The sequence below is a fragment of the Paracoccus aestuarii genome (assembly GCF_028553885.1).
GTDB classification, from domain to species: domain Bacteria; phylum Pseudomonadota; class Alphaproteobacteria; order Rhodobacterales; family Rhodobacteraceae; genus Paracoccus; species Paracoccus aestuarii.
In genome coordinates this window covers 729,904-750,641 of sequence record NZ_CP067169.1, presented here as the reverse complement: position 1 = coordinate 750,641, position 20,738 = coordinate 729,904, and the positions used below count along the sequence as shown (strand labels likewise).

Below are 20,738 nucleotides of genomic sequence, written 5' to 3'. Positions count from 1 at the left end.
CGCCGCCGCGCAAAGTCACATTGCCGTCAGGCGCCCTCGGTCGAGGTCAGGTGCCGCAGCCCGTGGGTCACATCCGCCCGCACCGCCAGCCGCAGCGCCGGTTCGTCCCCCGCCCGCAGCGCCGCCAGGATCATGCGGTGGTGGCGCGGCGGCTCGTTCCGGCGCACCCGGCCATAGAGCGCGCGCATCGTCGGCCCCAGCTGCAGCCAGATCGTCTCCAGCATGGCCAGCATGGCCGGGGCCTGGGCCCGCAGATAGAGCATGCGGTGGAATTCGAGGTTGCAGCGGATGTATCCGACCGCGTCATGGCGTTCGACCGCATCCGCGATCCGCCCGTTCATCAGGGCCAGCCGGTCGATCAGCGCGAAATGCGCGCGCGGCAGGGCACGGGCAGCCAGCTCCGGCTCGATCAGGGCGCGCAGCGCGGCCAGTTCCTCGATGCGGTCGTCCGACAGGGCGGGCGTCGCCACCCGGCCCGATCCCGACAGGGTCAGCGCGCCCTCGGCCACCAGGCGGCGCACCGCCTCGCGCGCGGGCGTCATCGAGACATGGTGGTCGCGCGCGATCCCGCGCAGCGTCAGCGCCCGGCCGGGCGGCAGCTCGCCCAGCATGATCTGGCCCCGCAGCGTGCGGTACAGCCGTTCATGGGTGGTGGGATCGGTCGGGCTCATGCGCCTGATGTGATCACAAAGCGCAGGCGCGTCAATCGCGGAACCGCCACTGCATCAGCCCCTGCCCCTCGGCCCGCAGCCAGGCGCGGTGGGGGGCATGGCCGGGCATCAAGGCCTCGACCGCGGCCCAGAAGCGGGGGGAATGGTCCATATGGGCCAGATGCGCGACCTCATGCGCGGCGACGTAGTGCAGGACGGCGGGCGGGGCCATGACCAGCCGCCAGTTGAACATCAGCCGCCCGTCATGGGTGCAGCTGCCCCAACGGGACCGCGTGTCGCGCAGCACAATGGCGCGATAGGGCCGCCCCAGGTCGCGCGCCAGCCCGTCGCAGGCCGCCCGCAACCGCGTCATCGCCAGCTGGCGCAGCCAGGCCGCGGCCGTGGCCCCCACCGCCCGGTCCTGCGGGATCAGAAGCCGCGCGCCGTTCACCGCCACGGCGCGCAGCGGCGCGGGCGTCAGGACCAGCGCCCGCCCCTCGACCGGCAGGGCCGCGCCCGCCGCGGCCAAAGACGGCGCCGGAACCCGCGACAGGGCCGCCCGCAGCCAGTCGCGCCGCGACAGCGCGAAGGCCCGGCCCTCGGCCTCGGCGGTGGCGGTGGGCAGGGTCAGGACCGGCCCGGAGCCGTCGCGCGGCACGCGCAGCGTCATCCGCCGCGCCCGCGCCGATCGCCGCAGCCGCAACTGCAGCCCGTCTTCCAGGATGATCCGCCGATCGCCGCTTGCCATGCCCGCCTTGGCCTGCCAGATAAAGCCTTTGACACCCCCCGGCCGCTATGGCAGGGGACGCCCGATTTCCCCTAATCGCGGCTGAAGGAGAATACCATGCCCAAAGAGGAATGGGGCACCAAGCGCCTGTGCCCGCATTGCGCGACCCGCTTCTACGACCTGAAGGCCGATCCGATGACCTGCCCGGCCTGCGGCAACACGTTCACCCTGACCAGCCTGACGGATGGCCGCGGCAAGACGCTGGTGACCGAAAAGACCGCCGCGACCACCAATGACGACCTGGTCGATGACGACGACGACATCTCCGAGGATTCCAACGATCTGGACGACGATCTGCTGGAGGAGGATGACGATGACGGCGACGTGTCGCTGGACGACATCGCCGACGTGGCGAGCGACGACGACGAATGACCCCGAAGGCCGCGCCCCCCCCAGCGCGGCCTTCGTCCTATCAAGGCCCCTTTTCCAAAGATTTCCCGATTTTTGCGACGGGCGTGTTTTTTCCGCTTGCGCCCCACCGCGCCCCCCCATATAGACCCCACACGCGGCGGCGCTGAGGCGCCTCGCAGACCTCCGGTGGGGCCATAGCTCAGTTGGTAGAGCGCTTGAATGGCATTCAAGAGGTCAGGGGTTCGACTCCCCTTGGCTCCACCAGTTCATTCCTTTATTTTGTTTTTCAGGAAGCCTCTTCGATCGTTGGGGAAATTCCATGTTGTGTCACTGGTAGGTGTTACAGTGGTGAGGCCGGAAGCCGTGACTGGACGCACCCGCTTGGCCCGCCGTGGAGCGGTCTTCTACCAGCGTGCGGCGATCCCTGTCGACATCAAGGACAGCTACCCAAAGGCGGAGGAAATGCTCTCCCTGAAGACCAAGGATCGTGCTGAGGCGCTACGCTTAGTCCGCATTGCCGCCGTGGAAGTCGATGAACGCCTCGCCAAGCATCGCCGCAGGATCACCCTTTAACAGGCTGCGCTTCTAGACGATCTGACACCCGGCCAGATCGCCACAGCCAAAGCTGCCTACTTCCGCCACTTACTGGAAGAGGACGAGGACGTCAGGTTCGCTGGCATTGTGGATCTGGATGATGGGGGCAGGGCTATCGGTCCGCCGTCGGACGACCCCCATCCCACCTTTGACGAGCACGGCCAAATCGCTGACGACTGGAGGCAGGACAGGGTTGGGGTCTGTCATAATTTGTGCCGGTCATCCTGCCGCTGACCGAACTTTCGCAGTTGCAAGATGCGCTGCAGGTGACTGCGAAGATTCAATTCATGATGTGCGGCTTTCTAATTGACCAAAAATGGCCCGGCGACGAGTTGTTCAGTCCCGGCATCTGTTGGATCGGATTTGGGATGAATCTGTCTGGCTCAGATGTCCAGATCTTGCGGATGTATTCGTAGGGTGTGAGTGACGTTGCCCCCAACTTCTATCCAGGGTGAGCGAGACTCCGGGTTTGAGTTTTGCCTGTTTGGGCGGGTTGGGCAACGGGGGCTGGCGCGGAGCTTTACGGGTTGCGCAGCGTCAGGCCCCGTTGCGGTGTGAAGGTTTGGGCGAACTCCGCAGGCGTCTGCCAGCCGAGGCGCGAGTGCGGGCGTTCGGTGTTGTAGTCCATACGCCAGGCGGCCAGCGTGGCTCGGGCATGGTTCAGGGACGGGAACAGCGTCTCGTTCAAAAGCTCGTCGCGCAACCGACCATTGAAGCTCTCGATGAAGGCGTTCTGGGTCGGCTTGCCCGGCGCGATATAATGCCAGTCGATCTTGCGGTCGTCGGCAAAGGTCAGGATCGCGTTCGAGGTGAACTCGGTGCCATTGTCGCTGACCACGGTTCCGGGCTTTCCGCGGGCCTCGAACAGCGTTGCCAGTTCCCGCGCAACCCTTGCGCCGGACAGGGACGTGTCGGCGATCAGGGCGAGGCATTCCCGCGTGCAGTCATCCACCACGGTCAGCACCCGGAAGCGGCGGCCATCGGTCAGCTGGTCGGAGACGAAGTCCAGCGACCAGCGCTGGTTCGGCATCAGCGGAAGCGCCATCGGGGCTCGTGTCCCTATCGCCCGTTTGCGGCCACCGCGGCGACGGACATGCAGCCGCTCCTCGCGATAGATGCGGAACAGCCGCTTGTGATTCACCTCATGACCCTCACGGCGCAGGAAGACATGCAGCCGTCGATAGCCGAACCGGCGGCGCACCCGCGCCAGTTCTTTCAGCCGATCGCGCAGCACGGGGTCATCCTGCCGGATCGCCTCATAGCGCATGGTCATCCGACAACATCCGATCACCCGGCACGCCCGCCGCTCGCTCATCCCGTGGCCTGACACCAGATACGCGATCGCTTGCCGCTTCGCGGCGGGCGTCACCACTTTTTTCCCAGCAGGTCCTTCAGAGCCGAATTGTCCAACATGGCGTCGGCGAGCAGCTTCTTGAGCCTCCCGTTCTCATCCTCGAGCGCCTTCAGCCGCTTTGCCTCGCTGACATCCATGCCGCCATATTTGGCTTTCCACTTGTAGACGGTCGCATCGCTGACGCCGTGCTTGCGGCACAGATCGGCGACGGAAACGCCGGCCTCGTGCTCCTTTAGAATGCCGATGATCTGATCCTCGGTGAACCTGCTGCGCTTCATCTCTGGTCCTCTCGGTTAGGCTGTTCAGTCCCGGCATCTGGTGGATCGGATTGACGATGAATCTGTCTGGCTCTGAAGTCCAGACCTTGCAGATGTATTCGTAGGGTGTGACACCGCTCAGCGTCTTGAGCCTGCGTGCGAAATTGTAGGCGGCGATGAAATCGGCGAGGTGCGTGCGCAGCTGGCTGTGGCTGTCGTAGTGGTAGCGCTTGACGGTCGCGTCCTTGATCGTCCTGTTCATCCGCTCGACTTGGCCATTCGTCCACGGGTGGTTGGGCTTGGTCAGCCGATGCTCGATCCCGTTTGCCTCGCAAATCATGTCGAACCGCATTTGCCGAGAGTAAGGAGTGTTACGGTTTCGAGGCTGCTCTGCGAACTGGATGCCATTATCGGTCAGGATCGTGTGGATGCGGTAGGGCACGACGTCCAGAAGGTGCTCCAGGAACTCCCAAGCGGTTTTCCTGTTGGCCTTTTCCGCCAATTGAACGACAGCAAATTTGCTGGTGCGATCAATGGCTACGAAGAGGAAGAGCTTGCCTTCGGCCGTCTGCACCTCGGCGATGTCGATATGGAAGAAACCTATCGGGTAGCGCTTGAACTTCGCACGCTTGGGCTTGTCCCCGCCCACGTCCGGCAGTCGCGAAATGCCATTCCGCTGCAGGCATCGGTGCAGCGCCGAGCGCGTCAGATGTGGGATAGAGGGCTGAAGAGCGTAGAGGCAGTCGTCCAACGGCAGCAGCGTATGGCGCCGAAACGCGACGATTGTTGCTTCCTCGGCCTCACTCAAGACCGTGGAGCGTGGCTCCTTCGGCCCAGTCTTACGGTCCTCAACTGTCTCGCGCTTGCGCCACTTCGCGACAGTCTTTGGGTTGATGCCGAGCTCCCGGCTCAGCTGCGCGAGCGAAGCTTGCGATCGCTGTATTGCAGCTCTGACAGCGTGCGTGGTCGTGGCGCTCCCGTGACGAACTTGTCCCATAATGCTTCCTTCCATTCCTGCGAAAGGATTGCACCATCAAACCATGGGATCAAACACCTAGGGGCATAGCGAGCGCGATCGTTCCCATATCCGGCACAACCTGCTGCCGGATGGCCGCTATGACGAAGCAAGGGGAGACCGTGAAAGTGCCTATCAGGGCCGGTATGAGGTTCGTGACCGGCACATCGACTACTGGGACGACACCGGTTTCACGGCCGACGGTGAGTTCAACGACGACGTCCTCCACCACGCTGGCATGATCCTTTACCGAAAGGAATAGGACCGGCACGAGCGCTTCATTGGCCTCAAGGCGCCGTCGCGCCGGCCTTCGTCCGCGGCAGCGTGTTTAGATAGGCGCCGCACATGATGTGCAGGTTCCGGCGGAGCGCGTCCGTGTCCTCCGCCGAAAGTCCCCTCTCGAAGGCGTTGCGCACCGTGCCGTAGATCACGGAGGTCAGCGTCAGGTTGATCGCTGCGGCATCTTCAAGGGCAACATCAGGCGCGGTCGCCAGCATGGCCGTTGTCGCCCCGTCCACCCGCGCCGCAAAGTCTTGCAGCAGGGACTCGTTGTCCAACTCGACCACCGAGCGGTAGAGGGCCCGGGTGACCTCGGCCCGCTCTGTCTTCGCCTGCCAGTAGGCGTCGATCAGCGCCGCCATCATCTGCGCGATCGGCTTTCCACTCTCAGCTGCCGCAACAGCCTCGATCTTTGCCGCAAGCGCATCCAGATAGCGCGCGTTGAGCGCGTAGATCAGTGCCTGCTTGTGCGGGAAATACTGATACATCGTGCCGACCGATACGCCCGCCCGCTCGGCCACCCAGGTGGTGGTCAGGCCCGCCATTCCGTCCCGCAGCAGAACCTGAATCGTCGCCTCGAAGATGGCATCCACCGTCACGCGCGCGCGGCGCTGCAGCGGGCTTTTCCGGGCCTTCAGGCCGGCTGGCGCCGTGTCAGGCATATGCGAATCCAAAAGCTGAAGCTCCGCTCATATTTTGTGGCGAAGCTAAGGGAAAAGGAAGCCGACATGACAGAGAAGAAGATTGCTTTGGTCACAGGCGCCAACAAGGGGATCGGCCTTGCCATCGCACGACAACTAGCCGAAGCGGGAGTCCATGTCCTGATCGGCGCCCGTGACGAGACGCGCGGCACGGCAGCCGCGGCCCAGCTGGCCGCAGACGGCCTCGCCGCCGACTGGATCAGGCTGGACCTGGACGATCACGCGACGCTTGATGCTGCCGCGGCGGAAATGGAGGCGCGGCACGGGAGGCTCGACATCCTGGTGAACAACGCCGGGATCTTCGATCCCGCTGACGGTGCCCCCGGCGCGGCATCCGTCAAAGCGGTGCGCCGCGTGATGGAGGTCAACTTCATCGGCGCCCTTGCCGTGACGCAGGCAATGCTGCCGCTGCTGCGGAAGTCGCCGGCCGCGCGGATCGTGAACCTGTCCAGCTCGCTCGGCTCGCTGGCGCTGAACGGCGATCCCTCCTCGACCTACTACGCGCAGCAGTTCATCGGCTACAACGCCTCGAAGGCGGCGATGAACATGCTGACGGTGCAGCTCCACGAGGCGCTGAAGTCGGACGGCATCAAGGTGAACTCGGTCAGTCCCGGCTTCGTGAAGACGGATCTGACCGGCTACGGCACGATGACCCCCGAGGAAGGGGCGCGCCTGCCGGTCCATTTTGCGCTTCATGCCGGCGAAAGCGGCCTCTTCGTCGAGCCGGATGGCCGCAGCCCATGGTGATGGGAGCAGCAACAGCTGGCAGCAGGTGCTCGCTGCCACCGCTCCTCAGGCGTTCGGGAGGCGGGCGATGACCTTGATCTCGAAGTCGAAGCCGGCCAGCCACGTCACGCCGACCGCGGTCCAAGTCGGGAACGGCGTCTTCGGGAAGAAACGCTCCTTCACCGGCATCAGGATCGGAAGCTGCGCCTCGGGGTCCGTGTGGAAGGTCGTGACGTCGATGATGTCATCGAAACCGCAACCCGCGGCCTGCAGCACTGCCTCGAGATTGGCAAAGGCACGCTCGACCTGGCCGAGGTAGCTGTCTTCGGGCTGGCCATCCTCGCGGCTGCCGACCTGACCGGATACGAACAGCAGATCGCCCGAGCGGACGGCGGGGGAGTAACCATGCGCATCATAAAGCGCATGGCGGGCGGAGTTTCCGGGGTAGATGGCGTCGCGTTGGGCCATGGTCTTTCTCCTGTGATGGAAGCTGTTTTAAGCCTGAGGGAGCGCGCTTCCCTCTGGAGACGAATTCAGATACGCTGCGTATCTAGAAACTATTTACATACGCAACGTATGTCAATGGGAGCGAACGCGGGAGATGCCATGGCCAGGCGAACACGGGCAGAGATGATGGAGGACACGCGGCGCAAGCTAGTCGCCTCGGCACGCGCGGCATTTGCCGGAAAGGGCTTTGCCAGCACCTCGATGGACGACCTGACGGCTGCTGTCGGGCTGACTCGCGGGGCGCTCTACCACAATTTCGGCGACAAGAAGGGGCTCTTCGCGGCGGTCGTGGACGAGATCGACGCCGAAATGGCGGGCCGGGCGCGCCGGCTTGCTGAGGCGGAAGCGACGGCGTGGAACGCGCTTCTGGCCGAAGGTTGCGCCTATATCGAGATGGCGCTCGACCCCGAGGTGCAGCGCATCGTCCTGCGCGATGGCCCGGCGGTGCTGGGCGATCCGGCGCAATGGCCGAGCCAGAACCGCTGCCTCGACGCTACGCGCGCGGCAGTGGCCGAACTGAAGGCCGAGGGCGTTCTGCGGCCGGTGGACGTGGAGGCGGCATCGCGCCTCCTGAACGGCGCGGCCCTGAACGCGGCACTCTGGGTGGCGGCCTGCGAGGACCCCGCGGCAATGCTGCCGAAGGCGCAGGAGGCGTTCCGGATGCTCGCTGAGGGACTTCTGGCGGAACACGCATCGCAGCTCTTGAAGAAGACACGTGGTGCCGAACTTCGATGAGCTATTCCGGACCGAACTGCCGGCGAAGATCACACTCGGCATCTGGCGGTCAAAACTGCCGCCGATAGCATCAACGTCCAGTCCCGGATACTTCAGGGCCTGCTGGGGTTTGCCGGCAACCGCATCGCGCTGGCCTGGATCGTTCTCGGCGCTGCCGGCCTGGCGGGGCTGGTGACAGGTGTCGCGACTGACCGCCTTGGCCTCGCCCATGTCCACCGGCTGTCGCTGGCGCTAATGGCGGTCGCGGTGATCCGCCTTGCGGCGGGCGGTGCGGCTGCCATCCTGCCCTATTTCGCCATGGGACTGTTCGGAGCAGGCTACATCATCTCGTCGGGCACGCTTCTGCTGTGGGGGATCACGCTGTTCCCAGACCGCGCCGATCTCGGCCTGGGACTGCCGTTCCTGATGATTGCAGCGGGGCAGACGGCGGGCGCGCCGGCTTTCGGCGCGTTGCTCGACATAGCAGGTGCGCCGGTGGCCCTTGCCGCTGCAGCGTTGCTGATGGCGGGCGCCGCCTTGCCGGCGCCCGCATGTCACGGCGTCGTCACTGCAACGGCTGACCCCACCTGCGCCTCGTGACTCCGACATTGCCGCAGGAGGATCAGGCGCGGTCCGGCTGGCGTTCAAGCTTCTCCGCCGCCTCGCGCAGCGCCGTCTGAAGGGACGCGGCGAGCCTCGATATGGCCGGATCGGGATCCTCTGCCGCTGCCGCGAAATCGTCCGCGATCTTGCGCAGACCGTCTGCCGTGCCGCCGAGGCCGAAGCATAGTCCGACCATCATGTGGACAGCTATATCCGCCAAGTGATCGACCTCGGCCTGTAGTTCAGCAAGACGGATGTCGGTATCGCTCATTGTCGTTCTCCGGCGGTCACAAGGCTTGAGCATCCTTTCGTTTAAAGCTTCGCCACTTACCTGCACCAAGCATCGCATATAGGTCTCTGCTTCTTGCAGGGCCACGGCAAGATCCTGGTCGAGAACCGTCACGGAACCGATCTGGCCGTTGTAGCTCGCGCATATCGAATAGCGGCGGAAAGTGTATCCCTCTGCTACCTTATCCCAAGTGCCAGAGGAGCTCGCATTGCCTATCCATGTGCCATAATTCCGGATGCCCTCCCTATGAGATCATTGTTCGCCAACGCAGCTAGTCGATCTCGCTGCGGCATGCTTGAACGGCCGCTTAAGGGAAGCTGCACCGCAGCACCTGAGCGGTGTTGACCGTCCGCAATGGGCCGAGGACACGTGTCGGAGGCTGAATTACACCCTTTTTGTCGCCACGCGCGTGCTCTTCGATCGCACCGAGGTAAGCCGAGCAGCGACCATATCATATAGTAGTTGTTTGACAATCAGCCCCCGCCAGACGCGGAACCTTTCATACCCGGAGAGCTTCGTGAGCATTATAGAAGAAGTTGTCACACGCGCACGTGCCACCGAGCACGGCTTCAAGGACCTGAAGCTGCTTGCTGAGGGTCTTGTCTCGTCCGCCCCCCCCGAGCAAGCCACGAGGATTGCGCTGGACCTGTTGCGCTCGGATGTTCATCAGGCCCGATGCGTGGGGACTTTTGTTCTGGGACAACTGGCAGCATCTGACGCAGACGCGCTCAACATTATGAAACAGCAAGTCAGCTAGGCTCCAGACTCATTAAGTTTCACAGCCAGAACAAGACGGTTGCGGCGAGCATGATCGCTGAGAAGAACGTTTCCGGGCAGCGGTCATAACGGGTTGCGACGCGCCTCCAGTCCTTCAGACGTCCGAACATGATTTCGATGCGGTTACGCCTTTTGTAACGCCGCTTGTCGTATTTGACGACCTTCTTGCGGGACCTCCGTCCGGGGATGCAAACCTTTATCCCCTTGTCTTTCAAAGCGTCTCTGAACCAGTCAGCATCGTAGCCCCTGTCGGCCAGAAGCCACTCAGCCTTCGGCAGGCTGCCCAGCAGCGCCGCCGCGCCGGTGTAATCGCTAGGCTCCAGACCCATTGATCTTACGGTCTTTGCATGATTCAGGCTCCTCAAGGAGACCTGATCGATGAGTAATCTTTACTGGCTGAGCGACGCCCAAATGGAGCGTCTGAAACCGTTCTTTCCCAAGAGCCATGGCAAGCCCCGGGTCGATGATCGTCGCGTCCTCAGCGGCATAATTTTCATCAATCGTAATGGGTTGCGGTGGTGTGACGCGCCGAAGGAATACGGCCCGGCCAAAACCCTCTACAACCGCTGGAAGCGCTGGAGCGATAACGGGGTTTTTGCCCGGATCATTGTCGGCCTTGCCGCCGAGAGCGCCGAGCACAAGACGATCATGATTGACGCGACCTATCTCAAGGCACACCGCACGGCCTCGAGCCTTGGGGTGAAAAAGGGGGGCGCGGGCGCCAGATCGGGCGCACCAAAGGCGGTATGAACACCAAGTTGCACGCTGTCGCCGATGCGAAGGGGCGGCCGATCGGGTTCTTCATGTCGGCCGGCCAGGTTAGCGATTACACCGGCGCGGCGGCGCTGCTGGGCAGCCTGCCGAAGGCTGAGTGGCTTCTGGCCGACAGGGGCTACGACGCTGATTGGTTCAGAGACGCTTTGAAAGACAAGGGGATAAAGGTTTGCATCCCCGGACGGAGGTCCCGCAAGAAGGTCGTCAAATACGACAAGCGGCGTTACAAAAGGCGTAACCGCATCGAAATCATGTTCGGACGTCTGAAGGACTGGAGGCGCGTCGCAACCCGTTATGACCGCTGCCCGGAAACGTTCTTCTCAGCGATCATGCTCGCCGCAACCGTCTTGTTCTGGCTGTGAAACTCAATGAGTCTGGAGCCTAAGGCCGCTTTGGGGGACCCTGCCGCTGACAGAGGCGCATGGTGACCGGCCGGTTTGGAGCAATGCGCCTCTCCCTTCAGAGTTCAGCAACAGCCGTTCCTACCAGCTCTCCTTCTCCGGCGCCCCTGATGCCGGCGGCATTGGCCTCATCCGTGTCGATATGCATTTCCGTCACGGTGCCGGGCGCGACGCGGATCAGCACGCGGTCGAAGACCAGGTCGCGGCCGCTCGCGCCGGTGATGCGGACGCGAATGAGGCTGCCATCGGTGAGGCCCATGGCCTCGGCATCCGCCGGGCTGGTGTGGATGTGCCGCGCGGCGACGATCAGACCGTTGCTGTCCAGTTGCCCGGCCGGACCGATCAGGCGCACGGTGGGGGTGCCGTCGAGCTTGCCGCTGTCGCGCACGGGCGCATCGAGTCCAAGCGCGAAGCTGTCGGTGCGTGATACCTCGATCTGGGTGCGCGGGCGCAGCGGGCCGAGGATCGCCACCCGCTCCAGCCGGCCCTTCGGCCCCTCCAGCGAGAGGCGTTCCTCTGCGACCCAGTTGCCCGGCTGCCGCAGGGGCGCTCCCGGGTTCAGGCGGTAGCCGGGGCCGAACAGGGCATCCACCGCATCGGCCGACAGGTGGACGTGGCGGCCCGAGACCGCCACCGGGATGCTGCGCGGGACCGGGGCGCGACGCGCCAGAAGCTGGCGCACCTCGCGCGCGATCATCAGCTGCTCGGCCGTTTCGGTCACGATGACCGCGACGCGGCTGCCCTGCGCCTGGATCTGCGGCGCAGCGCGATCGGTCAGGTCGGGCGCCCGGTTCAGGTCGTCGTCCAGCATCAGCCCCAGAAAGCTCAGCCCGTCGCAAATGCGCCGCCGCATCGAGGCAGAATTCTCGCCGATCCCCCCGGTGAAGACGACCGCATCCAGCCCGCCCATCGCCGCCGCATAGGCGCCGAGATACTTCCGCGCCCGGTAGGCGTAGATGTTGATGGCCAGCTGCGCCTCAAGATCCCCCGCCGCCGCGCGATCCTCGACATCGCGCATGTCCGCGCTGCCCGTCAGTGCCTTGAGGCCGCTGTCTGCGTAAAGCGCCGCCTCGATCTGCGGGATGTCCAGCCCCAGCTCGCGCTGCAGAAAGCCGAAGGCGCCGGGATCGACATCGCCCGAGCGCGTGCCCATCACCAGCCCCTCCAGCGGCGTCATCCCCATCGAGCTGTCGATGCTGCGCCCATATTGCACCGCGCAGGCGCTGGCGCCGTTGCCGAGGTGGATGCTGACGATCCTGAGGTCCTTCGCGTCCTGCCCGAGCGCCTCGGCCGCGCGCTGAGCGACATACCGGTGCGAGGTGCCGTGGAAGCCGAAGCGCCGCAGCCCTGCATCGCGCCACGCTTTGGGCACGGCATAGGTGGTGGCGCGTGCCGGGTTCGTCAGGTGGAAGCTGGTGTCGAAGACCGCGACCTGGGGCAGGTCGGGCCACAGCTGCCGCGCCAGCCGAACGGCTTGCAGCATCGCCGGATTATGCAGCGGCGCGAGCGGCGTCAGCGCTTCGATGCGGGTCTCGACCGCGTCGTCAATCCGCACCGGGCCGGTGAAGGCGGTTCCGCCATGCGCCAATCGGTGGCCGACGGCGTCGATCTTCTCGACGCCGTGACGATCCAGCAGCGCCGGAACGGCGGCGATGGCGCCAGCGAGATCCGGCTGCGGGGCGCGGCTGGTCTCACCGCCGATCTTCAGGTCGCAACCCTCCGGGCCGAAACGGTCGAAGCTGGCCTTGAAGACCTGCCGCTCACCGTCGAAGACGCCGAGCTTCAAGCTGGAGCTGCCGGCGTTGAAGACCAGAACCCTCATGCAGTGTCTCCTTTGGGATCTCGTTTCCAGAACGCGGCGGCGCGCTTGTCGAGTTCCAGCACCGCCAGAAGCAAGGCGCCCGCAGCCGCACAGGAGACCAGTTGCCACAGGGAAAGTGCAGCCGTGCCGAACAGCGCCTGAAGCGGCGGCGCATAGGTCAGCAGCGCCTGCAATGCCAGCACCACGGCCAGCGCCATCAGGACAGCGGGCGTTCCGCGTGTGCCCTCGACTGTCGCCGAGGCGCCGTGCCGGTAGCGGACCGAGAACAGGTAGAAGATCTCCATCGCGACCAGCGTGTTGACCGCCATCGTCCGCGCCACGTCCAAATCCGCCCCTGTGGCCAGCGCCATCTCGAACTGTCCGAAGATGCCGATGGTGAAGAGGACCGAGACCAGCATGATGCGCCAGAGCACAAAGCGCGACAGGATCGGCGCCGAGGCTGGACGCGGCGGGCGTGCCATCACGCCCATCTCGGGCGGCTCGAAGGCCAGCGCCATCGCCAGCGCGACCGAGCTGAGCATGTTCACCCAGAGGATCTGCAGGGGCGTGATCGGCAAGGTCAGCGCGAAGAGCACGGCGATGATCAGGCTCATGCTTTCGCCGCCGTTCACCGGCAGCAGGAAGCTGATGACCTTCTTGAGGTTCTCGTAGACCGTCCGCCCCTGCCGCACTGCCTCTGCGATCGAGGCGAAGTTGTCGTCCGCCAGCACCAGATCGCTCGCCTCGCGCGCCGCCTGAGAGCCCTTCTGCCCCATCGCGATGCCTGCATCGGCGCGCTTCAGCGCCGGCGCGTCGTTCACCCCGTCGCCGGTCATCGCGACCACGGCCCCCGGCGCCTGCAGCGCCATCACGAGGCGCAGCTTGTGTTCGGGGCTGGTGCGGGCAAAGACATCGGTGACCGCTGCGGCGCCGATCAGCGCCTCGTCGTCCAGCGCGTCAATCTGCGCCCCGGTCAGCACGCGGTCCGGGCGCGCCAGCCCGATCTGGCGGCCAATGGCGGCGGCGGTGCCCGCGTGATCGCCGGTGATCATCTTGACCGCGATGCCGGCGCGGCGGCAGTCGGCCACGGCGGCAATCGCCTCGGGACGCGGCGGGTCGATCAGGCCAACGAGGCCGACAAGGACAAGCCCGGCTTCGACATCCGCGTGGTCCAAGGCCGGCCCGTCATGCGGTTTCTGGGCCAGTGCCAGAACGCGCATCCCGTCTGCCGCGATGGCTTCGGCACGTTCCTCCCACGCAGCCCGGTCCAGTGGTCCCGAGGCACCAAGCGCAGTGGCGCAGCGCGCCAGAACGGCCTCGGGCGCACCCTTCAGCAGGATCATCCCGTCCTGCAGCACCGCCATGTAGCGATAGCGCGCGTCGAAGGGGATCGCCGCCTCAGGCGCAGGGCGGTCTTGCCAGGGCGCGCCCAACTTGCCGGCCAGCGCCAGCAGCGCGCCCTCCATCGGATCGCCTTCGACCCGCCAGCCGCCGTCATGGCGCAGATGGGCCGTGTTACACAGGGCGGCGATGCGGCCGAGAGCGGGCAGCGCGGCGCCTCCTGCGCCGGTGACGTCACCTTCCGGCGCGTAGCCCGCGCCGCCGATCTCGGCGTCGCCCTCGGCCGTGGCGATACGGGTGACGACCATCTCGTTCCCGGTCAGCGTGCCGGTCTTGTCCGTGCAGATGACGGAGACCGCGCCGAGTGTCTCGATCGACGGCAGGCGGCGGATGATGGCGTTGCGCGCGGCCATCCGCTGAACGCCGATGGCGAGGGTGACGGTGAGGACCGTGGGCAGGCCCTCGGGGATGGCCGCGACGATCAGGCCGACGACGACGATGAAGCCTTCGGCGAAGGGCGTGCCGCGAAGCAGCGTGGTGAAGGCCAGGACCGAGGTTGCGACGGCAAGGACGAAAGCGGTCAGGACCTTTGCAAATCGGCTCATCTGAACGATCAGCGGCGTGGTCAGCACCTCGACCGAGCTCATCATGTCGCTGATGCGCCCGATCTGCGTCGCCGCGCCCGTCGCCACGACGACGCCCGTGCCGGTGCCCTCTGCGATCATGGTGCCACTGAAGGCCATCGCGCTGCGGTCGCCAAGCGGCGCTTCGGCGGCGACGGGCGCCAGCGCCTTGCGGACCGGCAGGGACTCGCCCGTCAGCATCGCCTCTTCCGCCGTCAGGTTTGCCACCTCGATCAGCCGCAGATCCGCCGGCACCCGGTCGCCCGCCTCGATCAGCACGATGTCGCCCGGCACAAGCTGCGCGGCGTCCACCCCCTGCCGCTGCCCGCCCCGCAGAACCGAGGCGCGGGGCGCCAGCATGTCCCGCAGCGCCTCCAGCGCCTGCTCGGCCCGGCCTTCCTGCACAAAGCCGATCAAGGCGTTAACGATCACCACGGCCATGATCACGCCCGTATCGATCCAATGCCCCAGCAGCGCCGTGATCGCGGCGGCCAGGATCAGGACCACGATCAGCAGGTTGCCGAACTGCCGCGCCAGCCGCGCCAGCCCGGAAGGCCGCGGCGGCTCGGGCAGCCGGTTCGGGCCGTGCCGTTCAAGGCGCGCGGCGGCCTCTGCCGGGGCGAGCCCCGCAAGGGTGCTGTCCAGTGCCCGCAGCACTTCGTCCACGGACATGGCCCAAGGGTTCAGGTCCCCTGCCTCTGCCGCATCCCTCACGGCGCGGTATATCCGCCGTCGACCAGGTGATAGCTGCCGGTGATGAAGCTCGCGCGCGACGACAACAGGAAGCAGGTCAGCGCCGAGACCTCGGCCGCCGTGCCGATCCGCCCCAACGGGTGCAGCGCGGCCAGCCCCGCCATCACCTCGGCCGAGAGGTTCGCCGACAGGAGCGGCGTGTCGATGAAGGCCGGCCCGACCGCGTTCACCCGCACCCCCTTCTGCGCATATTCCATCGCCGCTGTCTTCGTCAGCCCCAGGAGCGCGTGCTTGGCCGCGACATAGGGTGCGGCATTGGCAAAACCGACCGAGCCGAGGATCGAGGACATGTTCACGATCGCCCCGCCGCCGGCGCGCTCCATCGCCGGGATCTGCCAGCGCATGCCGTAGAACACACCGTTCAGGTTGATGTCGATCACGCGCCGCCAGCCTTCGGCCGGATATTCTCCGGTCGGCAGGCTCGGCCCGCCGACCCCGGCGTTGTTCACTGCCATGTGCAGCCCGCCGCCTTCGGCTTCGGCAAATGCAACGAGACTCCTCATCGCCGCCTCGTCCGTCACATCCGCAGCAAAGACCCGCGCCTGTCTCCCGGCCTCGGTAATTTCGTCGACCACCCGCTGGCAGCCATCTTCCTGAAGGTCGCTGACGACGACCAGCGCGCCTGAGCGCCCAAGCTCCAGCGCAATCTCCCGGCCGATCCCCGAGGCGGCGCCGGTGACGACGGCCGTGCGGCCAGAGAAGTCAAAGCGAAGGTCGGTCATGGTCTTGCTCCTTCCAAAAGCACAGTCGGTGTGCCTGCAACGCACATGTTGCGCGTGGCCTTGGCACGGCTCCTTCTTAGCGAGATGGCAGGCCGCGACATTGACCTATGTCAGATCGCGGTGCGCTCTTATTCATGCCCGATGAAGGGCTTCTGGCGCAGAAAGCTGACCTTTTCGAGGCAGTCCAGGATGAAGCCCGCGACTTCCTGGCGGGTCACTCTTCGCAGTTGCAGCCCCGGTGGGATCTGCGTCACCACCCGAAGCGGCCCAGCCCCGGAGGTGCGGGCAAACGGCGCCGGCCTGACGATCGTCCAGTCGAGGCGGCTTCTCTCGATCATCCCCTCCTACCGGCCCTTGTCGAGATAGCGGTTGCGCGTGAAGAGCGGAAAGATGATGCGGTTGTAGACGAGCCCGCCATGCCCCGTGCTGTCACCCGCTCCGATGCCGGTCACCGCAACGAGCCGCCGGAGGCCTGCAGCGTCCATCGCCTGGAGCACCGCCGCCGTCGTGTCCGAGAAGAGGGTCGTCGGCGCGCGGCTGTCGATGCCGAGGCAGAAGACGACGGCATCATGACCAGTCATGTGTTGGCGAAGGAATGGCGCATCGGTCGGCTCACCCTTGACGACGTGAAGAGCCGCACCGGGCACCAGGCCGTTTCCGCTGCGGCTCTGCGCCGTGATCGCGTGCCCACGGGCCGCACCCCGTTCCAGCAGGCATCTGCCGACGCCGCCTGACGCCCCAATGACGAACAACCGCATCTTGCCTCCCGCATTGAAGTTCGTTGCCCGGATGAGCCGATGATCTGCCCTTCCGTCTTCTGCGCTTATATATTGAGCTGCGCTTCCGGGACTTGTTCCAGATCAAGCGCCTTCTGCGGTGACAACCAGACGCCGCTCACTCCAGCGCCAGCGCCCCTTCCAGCACGTCGAAGGGGGCGCTGACGATGGCCCCGAGCGCGGTCACGCCAAATGCGCCGGCCTGGCGCAGCTCGCGAAGCTGGGCTCGCGTCGCTCCTCGACTGCCGAGCCCGGCATAGCGGTCGTGGCGCAGCCCGTCCGTTGCCCGCAGCTCCGAGATGTCGATGATGGCGATGTTGTATGCCTCTGCGGCCTTCTGGACACGCGGATTCGCCACGTCCAGAACGCCAAGTCTCGCCTCGCCGCTGAGGCGGCCCGCAAGGATCAGGGCGCGATCGTCCCGCGCCACCAGGATCTTCATGGGTCGACGCATGGGGCCGATCACCGCCATCTGGGCGGCAAAGACATCCAGATCGATGTCCGGGCTTGCCAAGGTCACCGACAGCTGGTCCAGCACGTCCCCGCGCCCAGTCAGTCGCAGCTGTCGCATCGCCTCGACCATCAGCAGTGCGCCCATGGAATGCGCGAGAACGTCCACGTTCCCCAAGCGTGCGTCACCCGCCAGATCCACCAGCAGCTGGACCAGCGCATCGCGTGACACGATCACCGAGTCCCGGTCATGAAGGTATCCCTGCACCCGCGCCTCAGAGGGCCAGGCAAAGAGCAGCGGCTGGCCGCGGAGGATCTCGTCCGCCGACAACTGCGCGGTGCGCATCAGCGCTTCGGGAAAGTTCAGGTTGAAGCCGTGGATGAACAGGCTGATGTCGCGGGGGCGCGGACTGCCGGCAAGATGGTCGAGCAGTGCCTGCCGCGAGGTGATGATGGCCTGCCTTTCGACGGCTATGACGGGCGCGTGTCCCGCGGACTGCGTCACGCCCGGTTGGCGCCCCTGCGCCGCCGCGATGTGAAACAGCGCGTGGCTTGGGACGAGGCTGCGCGTCGTCGTAAAGACGTTGGCCGTCGGAGACTGCCGAGCGCGGGTGGTAACAGCCAGCACCTCGAACCGTTCGGCCTCGAGCAGGCTGCCGGGCGGGGGCGGGTTCATGAGGGACAGGTCTGCGCGCGGGGCGCAGGCCGCAACCGCCAGCACCGCCGTCACAAGCGCAGCGCGAGACCAAAGGCGCGATGCGCCCACCATGCATATCCCCCTGACGATCATGTCGGGACGTTACCCACAACCTGCCAGAGAGCAACCTCTTGCTGACGCGCAGGATGTGCTCGTTGGACGCAAGACAAGCCGATCAGCACGAGCATTGACCTGAGCCAACCGAAGGCGCGGCGAAGACTAAGGGCGGAAGCCCTTGCTATATCGCTCTGCGCCGCCAGCACCGGACCGCGGACAAACCGGCTTCGGCGCAACCATGGATGACCGCTACCGACACCTTCCGATGAGAATGACGGCCCGGGATTGCTAATTACCAGAAGGGAGCTAAACAAGCGGCATGTGAGACGACCCGGGGATGATGATGATGCGTATCCTTCTTGCTGCAATTCTGGCAACTGTGCCCGCCGCTGCTGCTATGGCTCGCGAGAGCATCAACTGCGTCGGGCAAAACCAGGCTTATCTTGCTCACGTGACAGAGCCTCTTGAGGACACAACGCGCTCATATGCGCAAGGCGCGGTGCGCATCCTGATCCTTTCTGCGCCAGAGCCTGCCTGTTGCGGCACCGCCGTTGCCGTGCTGATGCCCGACCCGCTGGATGGTGCCCGGATCTGCAGGCTGCTCATTACGGATGACGAGCAAGGCTGGGGCGGGATGACCTTCGGTCCTGGTGCGGCCAGCGATGATCCCGCCTCGGGCCTGCGGGTTCCGATGACGGCAACCGTGTGGGAGGGGGAAGGCTTCCACAAGGAGCCAGTCACTGTCTTCGTCGATCAGGCAACAGGCCGCGTCCACATACGCTAAGCGTCCCACCGGCGGCGCGGGCGCCAACGCCGCGGAACCCCTTCGGCCAAATCCCACGCTTTGGATATAGCATGAAGATGTCGCTGCGCGTTGCACCACCGTCCGCTTTTTGGAAGCTGCACTGCAGCGCCAGCAATAGGATGACCGTCGGCTTTGGGCCGGGTTCGTCAAGCGTGTGCCGCCATGACGTTAGGCACGCAGCAAGGGGCTGACCAGCGCTTTTGTGGCAGCTTCAAGCACCCGGCTCTTCACACAGCGGTTGTTCGGCGGCGCACAGAGGGCGCACTTTCAATGACGATCACTGCGACTTAGCTGAAGGGCATGTTATCAGACCGGAGGCCGAAGCTGCCATGAAGACCATCGGATTTCTGTCGTTCGGCCATTGGTCACCCTCGACTGGCTCGCGGACCCGCTCGGCACGCGATGTCCTGCTGCAGTCCATCGATCTGGCCCTTGCTGCCGAAGAACTGGGCGCTGATGGTGCCTACTTTCGCGTGCATCACTTTGCGCGGCAGCTGGCCTCACCCTTTCCGCTGCTGGCTGCCGTGGGCACGCGCACCAAGCGCATCGAGATCGGCACCGGCGTGATCGACATGCGCTACGAGAACCCGCTCTACATGGCGGAGGATGCCGGCGCTGCGGATCTCATTTCCGGGGGGCGGCTACAGCTGGGCATCAGCCGGGGCTCTCCCGAGCAGGTCATCGATGGTTGGCGGTATTTTGGCTATCAACCCGCCGATGGCGAGAGCGATGCCGATCTTGGCCGGCGCCATGCCGAGGTGCTGCTGGACGTTCTGCGAGGCGAGGGCTTTGCCGAGCCGAACCCCCGCCCGATGTTTCCGAACCCGCCGGGCCTGCTGCGGCTGGAGCCTCACTCTGAAGGGCTGCGCGAGCGGATCTGGTGGGGCGCCGGATCGAACGCAACGGCAATCTGGGCGGCAAAGCTGGGCATGAACCTGCAAAGCTCGACGCTGAAGAACGACGAGACGGGCGAGCCCTTCCACATCCAGCAAGCCAAGCAGATCCGGGCCTATCGGGAGGCTTGGGCCGAGGCGGGGCATGACCGCACGCCACGCGTCTCTGTCAGCCGCAGCATCTTTCCTCTGGTGAGTGATCAGGACCTCGCCTACTTCGGCCGCAGCGCTGAAAACGCAGACAAGGTCGGCTACCTGGACGCGCAGACCCGCGCCATCTTCGGTCGCAGCTATGCGGCAGAGCCCGACCAGCTTGTGGCGCAACTGGCGGAGGACGAGGCCATCGCCGAGGCGGACACCCTGCTCTTGACCGTCCCCAACCAGCTTGGCGTGGACTACAACGCGCATGTCATCGAGGCGATCCTGACGCATGTCGCCCCCGCCCTCGGCTGGCGCTGAGCTGACGCCAGTCGGGTTCGCGAAAGTGCCACAGGCGTGCTCGCCAAGTTCCGGACCCTCGGCATCCGGGCTTGTTCTGTAGCGGCGCTGCCTTGAGAGGTGTGACGCCCGGCCACCGAGCGGCGGCGGCGGCTCCTCTTCGAGGCGCCTCGCTCGAAGCCGCAAGGTAGCTTTGTCTGAGAAGACGCAAGTCCCCGAAGGTCCTCGCTGCGGACGCTGCACTGTAGGTCTCGCTGCTGCGAGTGCGAACGGCCGCTTCAGGAACGCTGCACTGCAGAGTGTGCCGAGGGCTGAGCGGCAGGAATGGGCCGCCTGTGCGTGAACGAGCTGGACCAGACATCTTGGGCTACGCTCGCGGCTACATCGGAGCAAAGAACTCCTCAAACATCGCTCTGCCAAATACATTCTCACGGTGCCAGCGGAGGTTTTCGGGGTGCGGTGCATTCCGTGGGTCTTCCGGCCTAACCAGGCAGGTCAGGCCCGCTGGAGCCTGCCAGATCCGGACTTCGGCACTGACGCGTTGCCGGTCGCCAAAGCCAGGCTGGCCGACGTCTTCGACGCCGCCGGAACAACCCTAGGTCG

General features: G+C 65.4%; 19 protein-coding genes, 1 tRNA gene and 4 pseudogenes. 11 read left to right on the top strand and 13 right to left on the bottom strand.

The window, feature by feature from the left end:
• Positions 1–26 precede the first annotated feature (26 nt).
• Positions 27–671 carry a GntR family transcriptional regulator gene (locus JHW48_RS03885; RefSeq protein ID WP_119886988.1) on the bottom strand — a complete coding sequence of 215 codons (645 nt, stop codon included), beginning with the start codon at positions 669–671 and terminating at the stop codon, positions 27–29.
• Between the two features lie 31 nt (positions 672–702).
• The gene (locus JHW48_RS03880) at positions 703–1,398 is read right to left on the bottom strand and encodes a M48 family metallopeptidase (RefSeq protein WP_119886987.1); all 696 of its coding nucleotides are present in this window, start codon (positions 1,396–1,398) and stop codon (positions 703–705) included.
• A 96-nt stretch (positions 1,399–1,494) separates the two neighbouring features.
• On the opposite strand from JHW48_RS03880, the gene JHW48_RS03875 reads away from it, so the two are divergent.
• The 4 genes from JHW48_RS03875 to JHW48_RS03860 all read left to right on the top strand — a co-directional run bounded on the left by JHW48_RS03875 (position 1,495) and on the right by JHW48_RS03860 (position 2,798).
• On the top strand, positions 1,495–1,809 hold the full coding sequence (locus JHW48_RS03875) for a TIGR02300 family protein (RefSeq protein ID WP_119886986.1): 315 nt from the start codon (positions 1,495–1,497) through the stop codon (positions 1,807–1,809).
• 167 nt (positions 1,810–1,976) lie between these two features.
• Positions 1,977–2,052: transfer RNA gene (locus tag JHW48_RS03870), tRNA-Ala, on the top strand.
• A gap of 99 nt (positions 2,053–2,151) precedes the next feature.
• Positions 2,152–2,361, top strand: a complete 210-nt coding sequence (locus JHW48_RS03865; protein WP_147388125.1) for a DUF6538 domain-containing protein — start codon at positions 2,152–2,154, stop codon at positions 2,359–2,361.
• A 233-nt stretch (positions 2,362–2,594) separates the two neighbouring features.
• The gene (locus JHW48_RS03860) at positions 2,595–2,798 is read left to right on the top strand and encodes a hypothetical protein (protein WP_170152328.1); all 204 of its coding nucleotides are present in this window, start codon (positions 2,595–2,597) and stop codon (positions 2,796–2,798) included.
• 26 nt (positions 2,799–2,824) lie between these two features.
• Here the strand turns inward: JHW48_RS03860 and JHW48_RS03855 are convergent.
• Positions 2,825–4,014, bottom strand: a pseudogene (locus JHW48_RS03855) (IS3 family transposase).
• 22 nt (positions 4,015–4,036) lie between these two features.
• Positions 4,037–4,990 (bottom strand): annotated as a pseudogene (locus JHW48_RS03850) (IS481 family transposase); the annotation flags it as partial.
• An 88-nt stretch (positions 4,991–5,078) separates the two neighbouring features.
• Between JHW48_RS03850 and JHW48_RS03845 the strand changes: the two are divergent.
• On the top strand, positions 5,079–5,270 hold the full coding sequence (locus JHW48_RS03845; RefSeq protein ID WP_119887825.1) for an Atu4866 domain-containing protein: 192 nt from the start codon (positions 5,079–5,081) through the stop codon (positions 5,268–5,270).
• Positions 5,271–5,295: 25 nt separating this feature from the next.
• Here the strand turns inward: JHW48_RS03845 and JHW48_RS03840 are convergent, their stop codons facing one another.
• A complete protein-coding gene (locus JHW48_RS03840; protein ID WP_119887821.1) occupies positions 5,296–5,949 on the bottom strand; it encodes a TetR/AcrR family transcriptional regulator in 654 nt (217 codons plus the stop codon).
• 66 nt (positions 5,950–6,015) lie between these two features.
• On the opposite strand from JHW48_RS03840, the gene JHW48_RS03835 reads away from it, so the two are divergent.
• Positions 6,016–6,735 carry an SDR family NAD(P)-dependent oxidoreductase gene (locus JHW48_RS03835; protein WP_119887822.1) on the top strand — a complete coding sequence of 240 codons (720 nt, stop codon included), beginning with the start codon at positions 6,016–6,018 and terminating at the stop codon, positions 6,733–6,735.
• 45 nt (positions 6,736–6,780) lie between these two features.
• On the opposite strand, the gene JHW48_RS03830 is transcribed toward JHW48_RS03835, so the two are convergent.
• Positions 6,781–7,182 (bottom strand): RidA family protein, encoded by a 402-nt coding sequence (locus JHW48_RS03830; RefSeq protein ID WP_119887823.1) that lies wholly within the window; start codon positions 7,180–7,182, stop codon positions 6,781–6,783.
• Between the two features lie 162 nt (positions 7,183–7,344).
• On the opposite strand from JHW48_RS03830, the gene JHW48_RS03825 reads away from it, so the two are divergent.
• Positions 7,345–7,956, top strand: coding sequence for a TetR/AcrR family transcriptional regulator (locus JHW48_RS03825; protein WP_205962003.1), 612 nt, complete (start codon positions 7,345–7,347; stop codon positions 7,954–7,956).
• Positions 7,957–8,127: 171 nt separating this feature from the next.
• Positions 8,128–8,535 (top strand): hypothetical protein, encoded by a 408-nt coding sequence (locus JHW48_RS03820; protein WP_205962004.1) that lies wholly within the window; start codon positions 8,128–8,130, stop codon positions 8,533–8,535.
• Between the two features lie 22 nt (positions 8,536–8,557).
• On the opposite strand, the gene JHW48_RS03815 is transcribed toward JHW48_RS03820, so the two are convergent.
• On the bottom strand, positions 8,558–8,941 hold the full coding sequence (locus JHW48_RS03815) for a hypothetical protein (protein WP_170152389.1): 384 nt from the start codon (positions 8,939–8,941) through the stop codon (positions 8,558–8,560).
• Between the two features lie 662 nt (positions 8,942–9,603).
• A pseudogene (locus tag JHW48_RS03810) lies at positions 9,604–9,918 on the bottom strand (IS5-like element ISPaes2 family transposase); the annotation flags it as partial.
• A gap of 64 nt (positions 9,919–9,982) precedes the next feature.
• Here JHW48_RS03810 and JHW48_RS03805 point away from each other — a divergent pair.
• Positions 9,983–10,740 (top strand): IS5-like element ISPaes2 family transposase gene (locus JHW48_RS03805; RefSeq protein ID WP_076611977.1). Its coding sequence is split into 2 segments (ribosomal slippage): positions 9,983–10,307 and positions 10,307–10,740, totalling 759 coding nucleotides; the frame shifts between segments, so codons are not numbered across the junction.
• A gap of 97 nt (positions 10,741–10,837) precedes the next feature.
• On the opposite strand, the gene JHW48_RS03800 is transcribed toward JHW48_RS03805, so the two are convergent.
• The 5 genes and pseudogenes from JHW48_RS03800 to JHW48_RS03780 form a co-directional block, all read right to left on the bottom strand.
• Positions 10,838–12,601, bottom strand: coding sequence for an acetate/propionate family kinase (locus JHW48_RS03800; protein ID WP_119887447.1), 1,764 nt, complete (start codon positions 12,599–12,601; stop codon positions 10,838–10,840).
• Positions 12,598–15,216, bottom strand: a complete 2,619-nt coding sequence (locus tag JHW48_RS03795) for an HAD-IC family P-type ATPase (RefSeq protein WP_119887446.1) — start codon at positions 15,214–15,216, stop codon at positions 12,598–12,600. Before JHW48_RS03795 ends, JHW48_RS03800 begins: the two co-directional genes overlap by 4 nt.
• A gap of 38 nt (positions 15,217–15,254) precedes the next feature.
• A complete protein-coding gene (locus tag JHW48_RS03790; RefSeq protein ID WP_119887445.1) occupies positions 15,255–16,019 on the bottom strand; it encodes an SDR family NAD(P)-dependent oxidoreductase in 765 nt (254 codons plus the stop codon).
• 128 nt (positions 16,020–16,147) lie between these two features.
• Positions 16,148–16,777 (bottom strand): annotated as a pseudogene (locus tag JHW48_RS03785) (NAD(P)-dependent oxidoreductase).
• A 136-nt stretch (positions 16,778–16,913) separates the two neighbouring features.
• Positions 16,914–18,014: an alpha/beta hydrolase gene (locus tag JHW48_RS03780; RefSeq protein ID WP_170152354.1), complete on the bottom strand. Its 1,101-nt coding sequence runs from the start codon at positions 18,012–18,014 to the stop codon at positions 16,914–16,916.
• A 331-nt stretch (positions 18,015–18,345) separates the two neighbouring features.
• Between JHW48_RS03780 and JHW48_RS03775 the strand changes: the two genes are divergently transcribed.
• The gene (locus JHW48_RS03775) at positions 18,346–18,783 is read left to right on the top strand and encodes a hypothetical protein (protein WP_170152353.1); all 438 of its coding nucleotides are present in this window, start codon (positions 18,346–18,348) and stop codon (positions 18,781–18,783) included.
• Positions 18,784–19,133: 350 nt separating this feature from the next.
• Entirely contained in the window at positions 19,134–20,156 is a 1,023-nt protein-coding gene (locus JHW48_RS03770) for an LLM class flavin-dependent oxidoreductase (RefSeq protein ID WP_119887442.1), read from the top strand.
• Positions 20,157–20,738 lie beyond the last annotated feature (582 nt).

Excerpts from the sequence above, each read along its gene's own strand:
- JHW48_RS03885 (WP_119886988.1), bottom strand. The coding sequence starts at position 671 with ATGAGCCCGACCGATCCCACCACCCATGAACGGCTGTACCGCACGCTG.
- JHW48_RS03880 (WP_119886987.1), bottom strand. The coding sequence starts at position 1,398 with ATGGCAAGCGGCGATCGGCGGATCATCCTGGAAGACGGGCTGCAGTTG.
- JHW48_RS03875 (WP_119886986.1), top strand. The coding sequence starts at position 1,495 with ATGCCCAAAGAGGAATGGGGCACCAAGCGCCTGTGCCCGCATTGCGCG.
- JHW48_RS03840 (WP_119887821.1), bottom strand. The coding sequence starts at position 5,949 with ATGCCTGACACGGCGCCAGCCGGCCTGAAGGCCCGGAAAAGCCCGCTG.
- JHW48_RS03835 (WP_119887822.1), top strand. The coding sequence starts at position 6,016 with ATGACAGAGAAGAAGATTGCTTTGGTCACAGGCGCCAACAAGGGGATC.
- JHW48_RS03830 (WP_119887823.1), bottom strand. The coding sequence starts at position 7,182 with ATGGCCCAACGCGACGCCATCTACCCCGGAAACTCCGCCCGCCATGCG.
- JHW48_RS03825 (WP_205962003.1), top strand. The coding sequence starts at position 7,345 with ATGATGGAGGACACGCGGCGCAAGCTAGTCGCCTCGGCACGCGCGGCA.
- JHW48_RS03800 (WP_119887447.1), bottom strand. The coding sequence starts at position 12,601 with ATGAGGGTTCTGGTCTTCAACGCCGGCAGCTCCAGCTTGAAGCTCGGC.
- JHW48_RS03795 (WP_119887446.1), bottom strand. The coding sequence starts at position 15,216 with ATGTCCGTGGACGAAGTGCTGCGGGCACTGGACAGCACCCTTGCGGGG.
- JHW48_RS03790 (WP_119887445.1), bottom strand. The coding sequence starts at position 16,019 with ATGACCGACCTTCGCTTTGACTTCTCTGGCCGCACGGCCGTCGTCACC.
- JHW48_RS03780 (WP_170152354.1), bottom strand. The coding sequence starts at position 18,014 with ATGGTGGGCGCATCGCGCCTTTGGTCTCGCGCTGCGCTTGTGACGGCG.
- JHW48_RS03775 (WP_170152353.1), top strand. The coding sequence starts at position 18,346 with ATGCGTATCCTTCTTGCTGCAATTCTGGCAACTGTGCCCGCCGCTGCT.
- JHW48_RS03770 (WP_119887442.1), top strand. The coding sequence starts at position 19,134 with ATGAAGACCATCGGATTTCTGTCGTTCGGCCATTGGTCACCCTCGACT.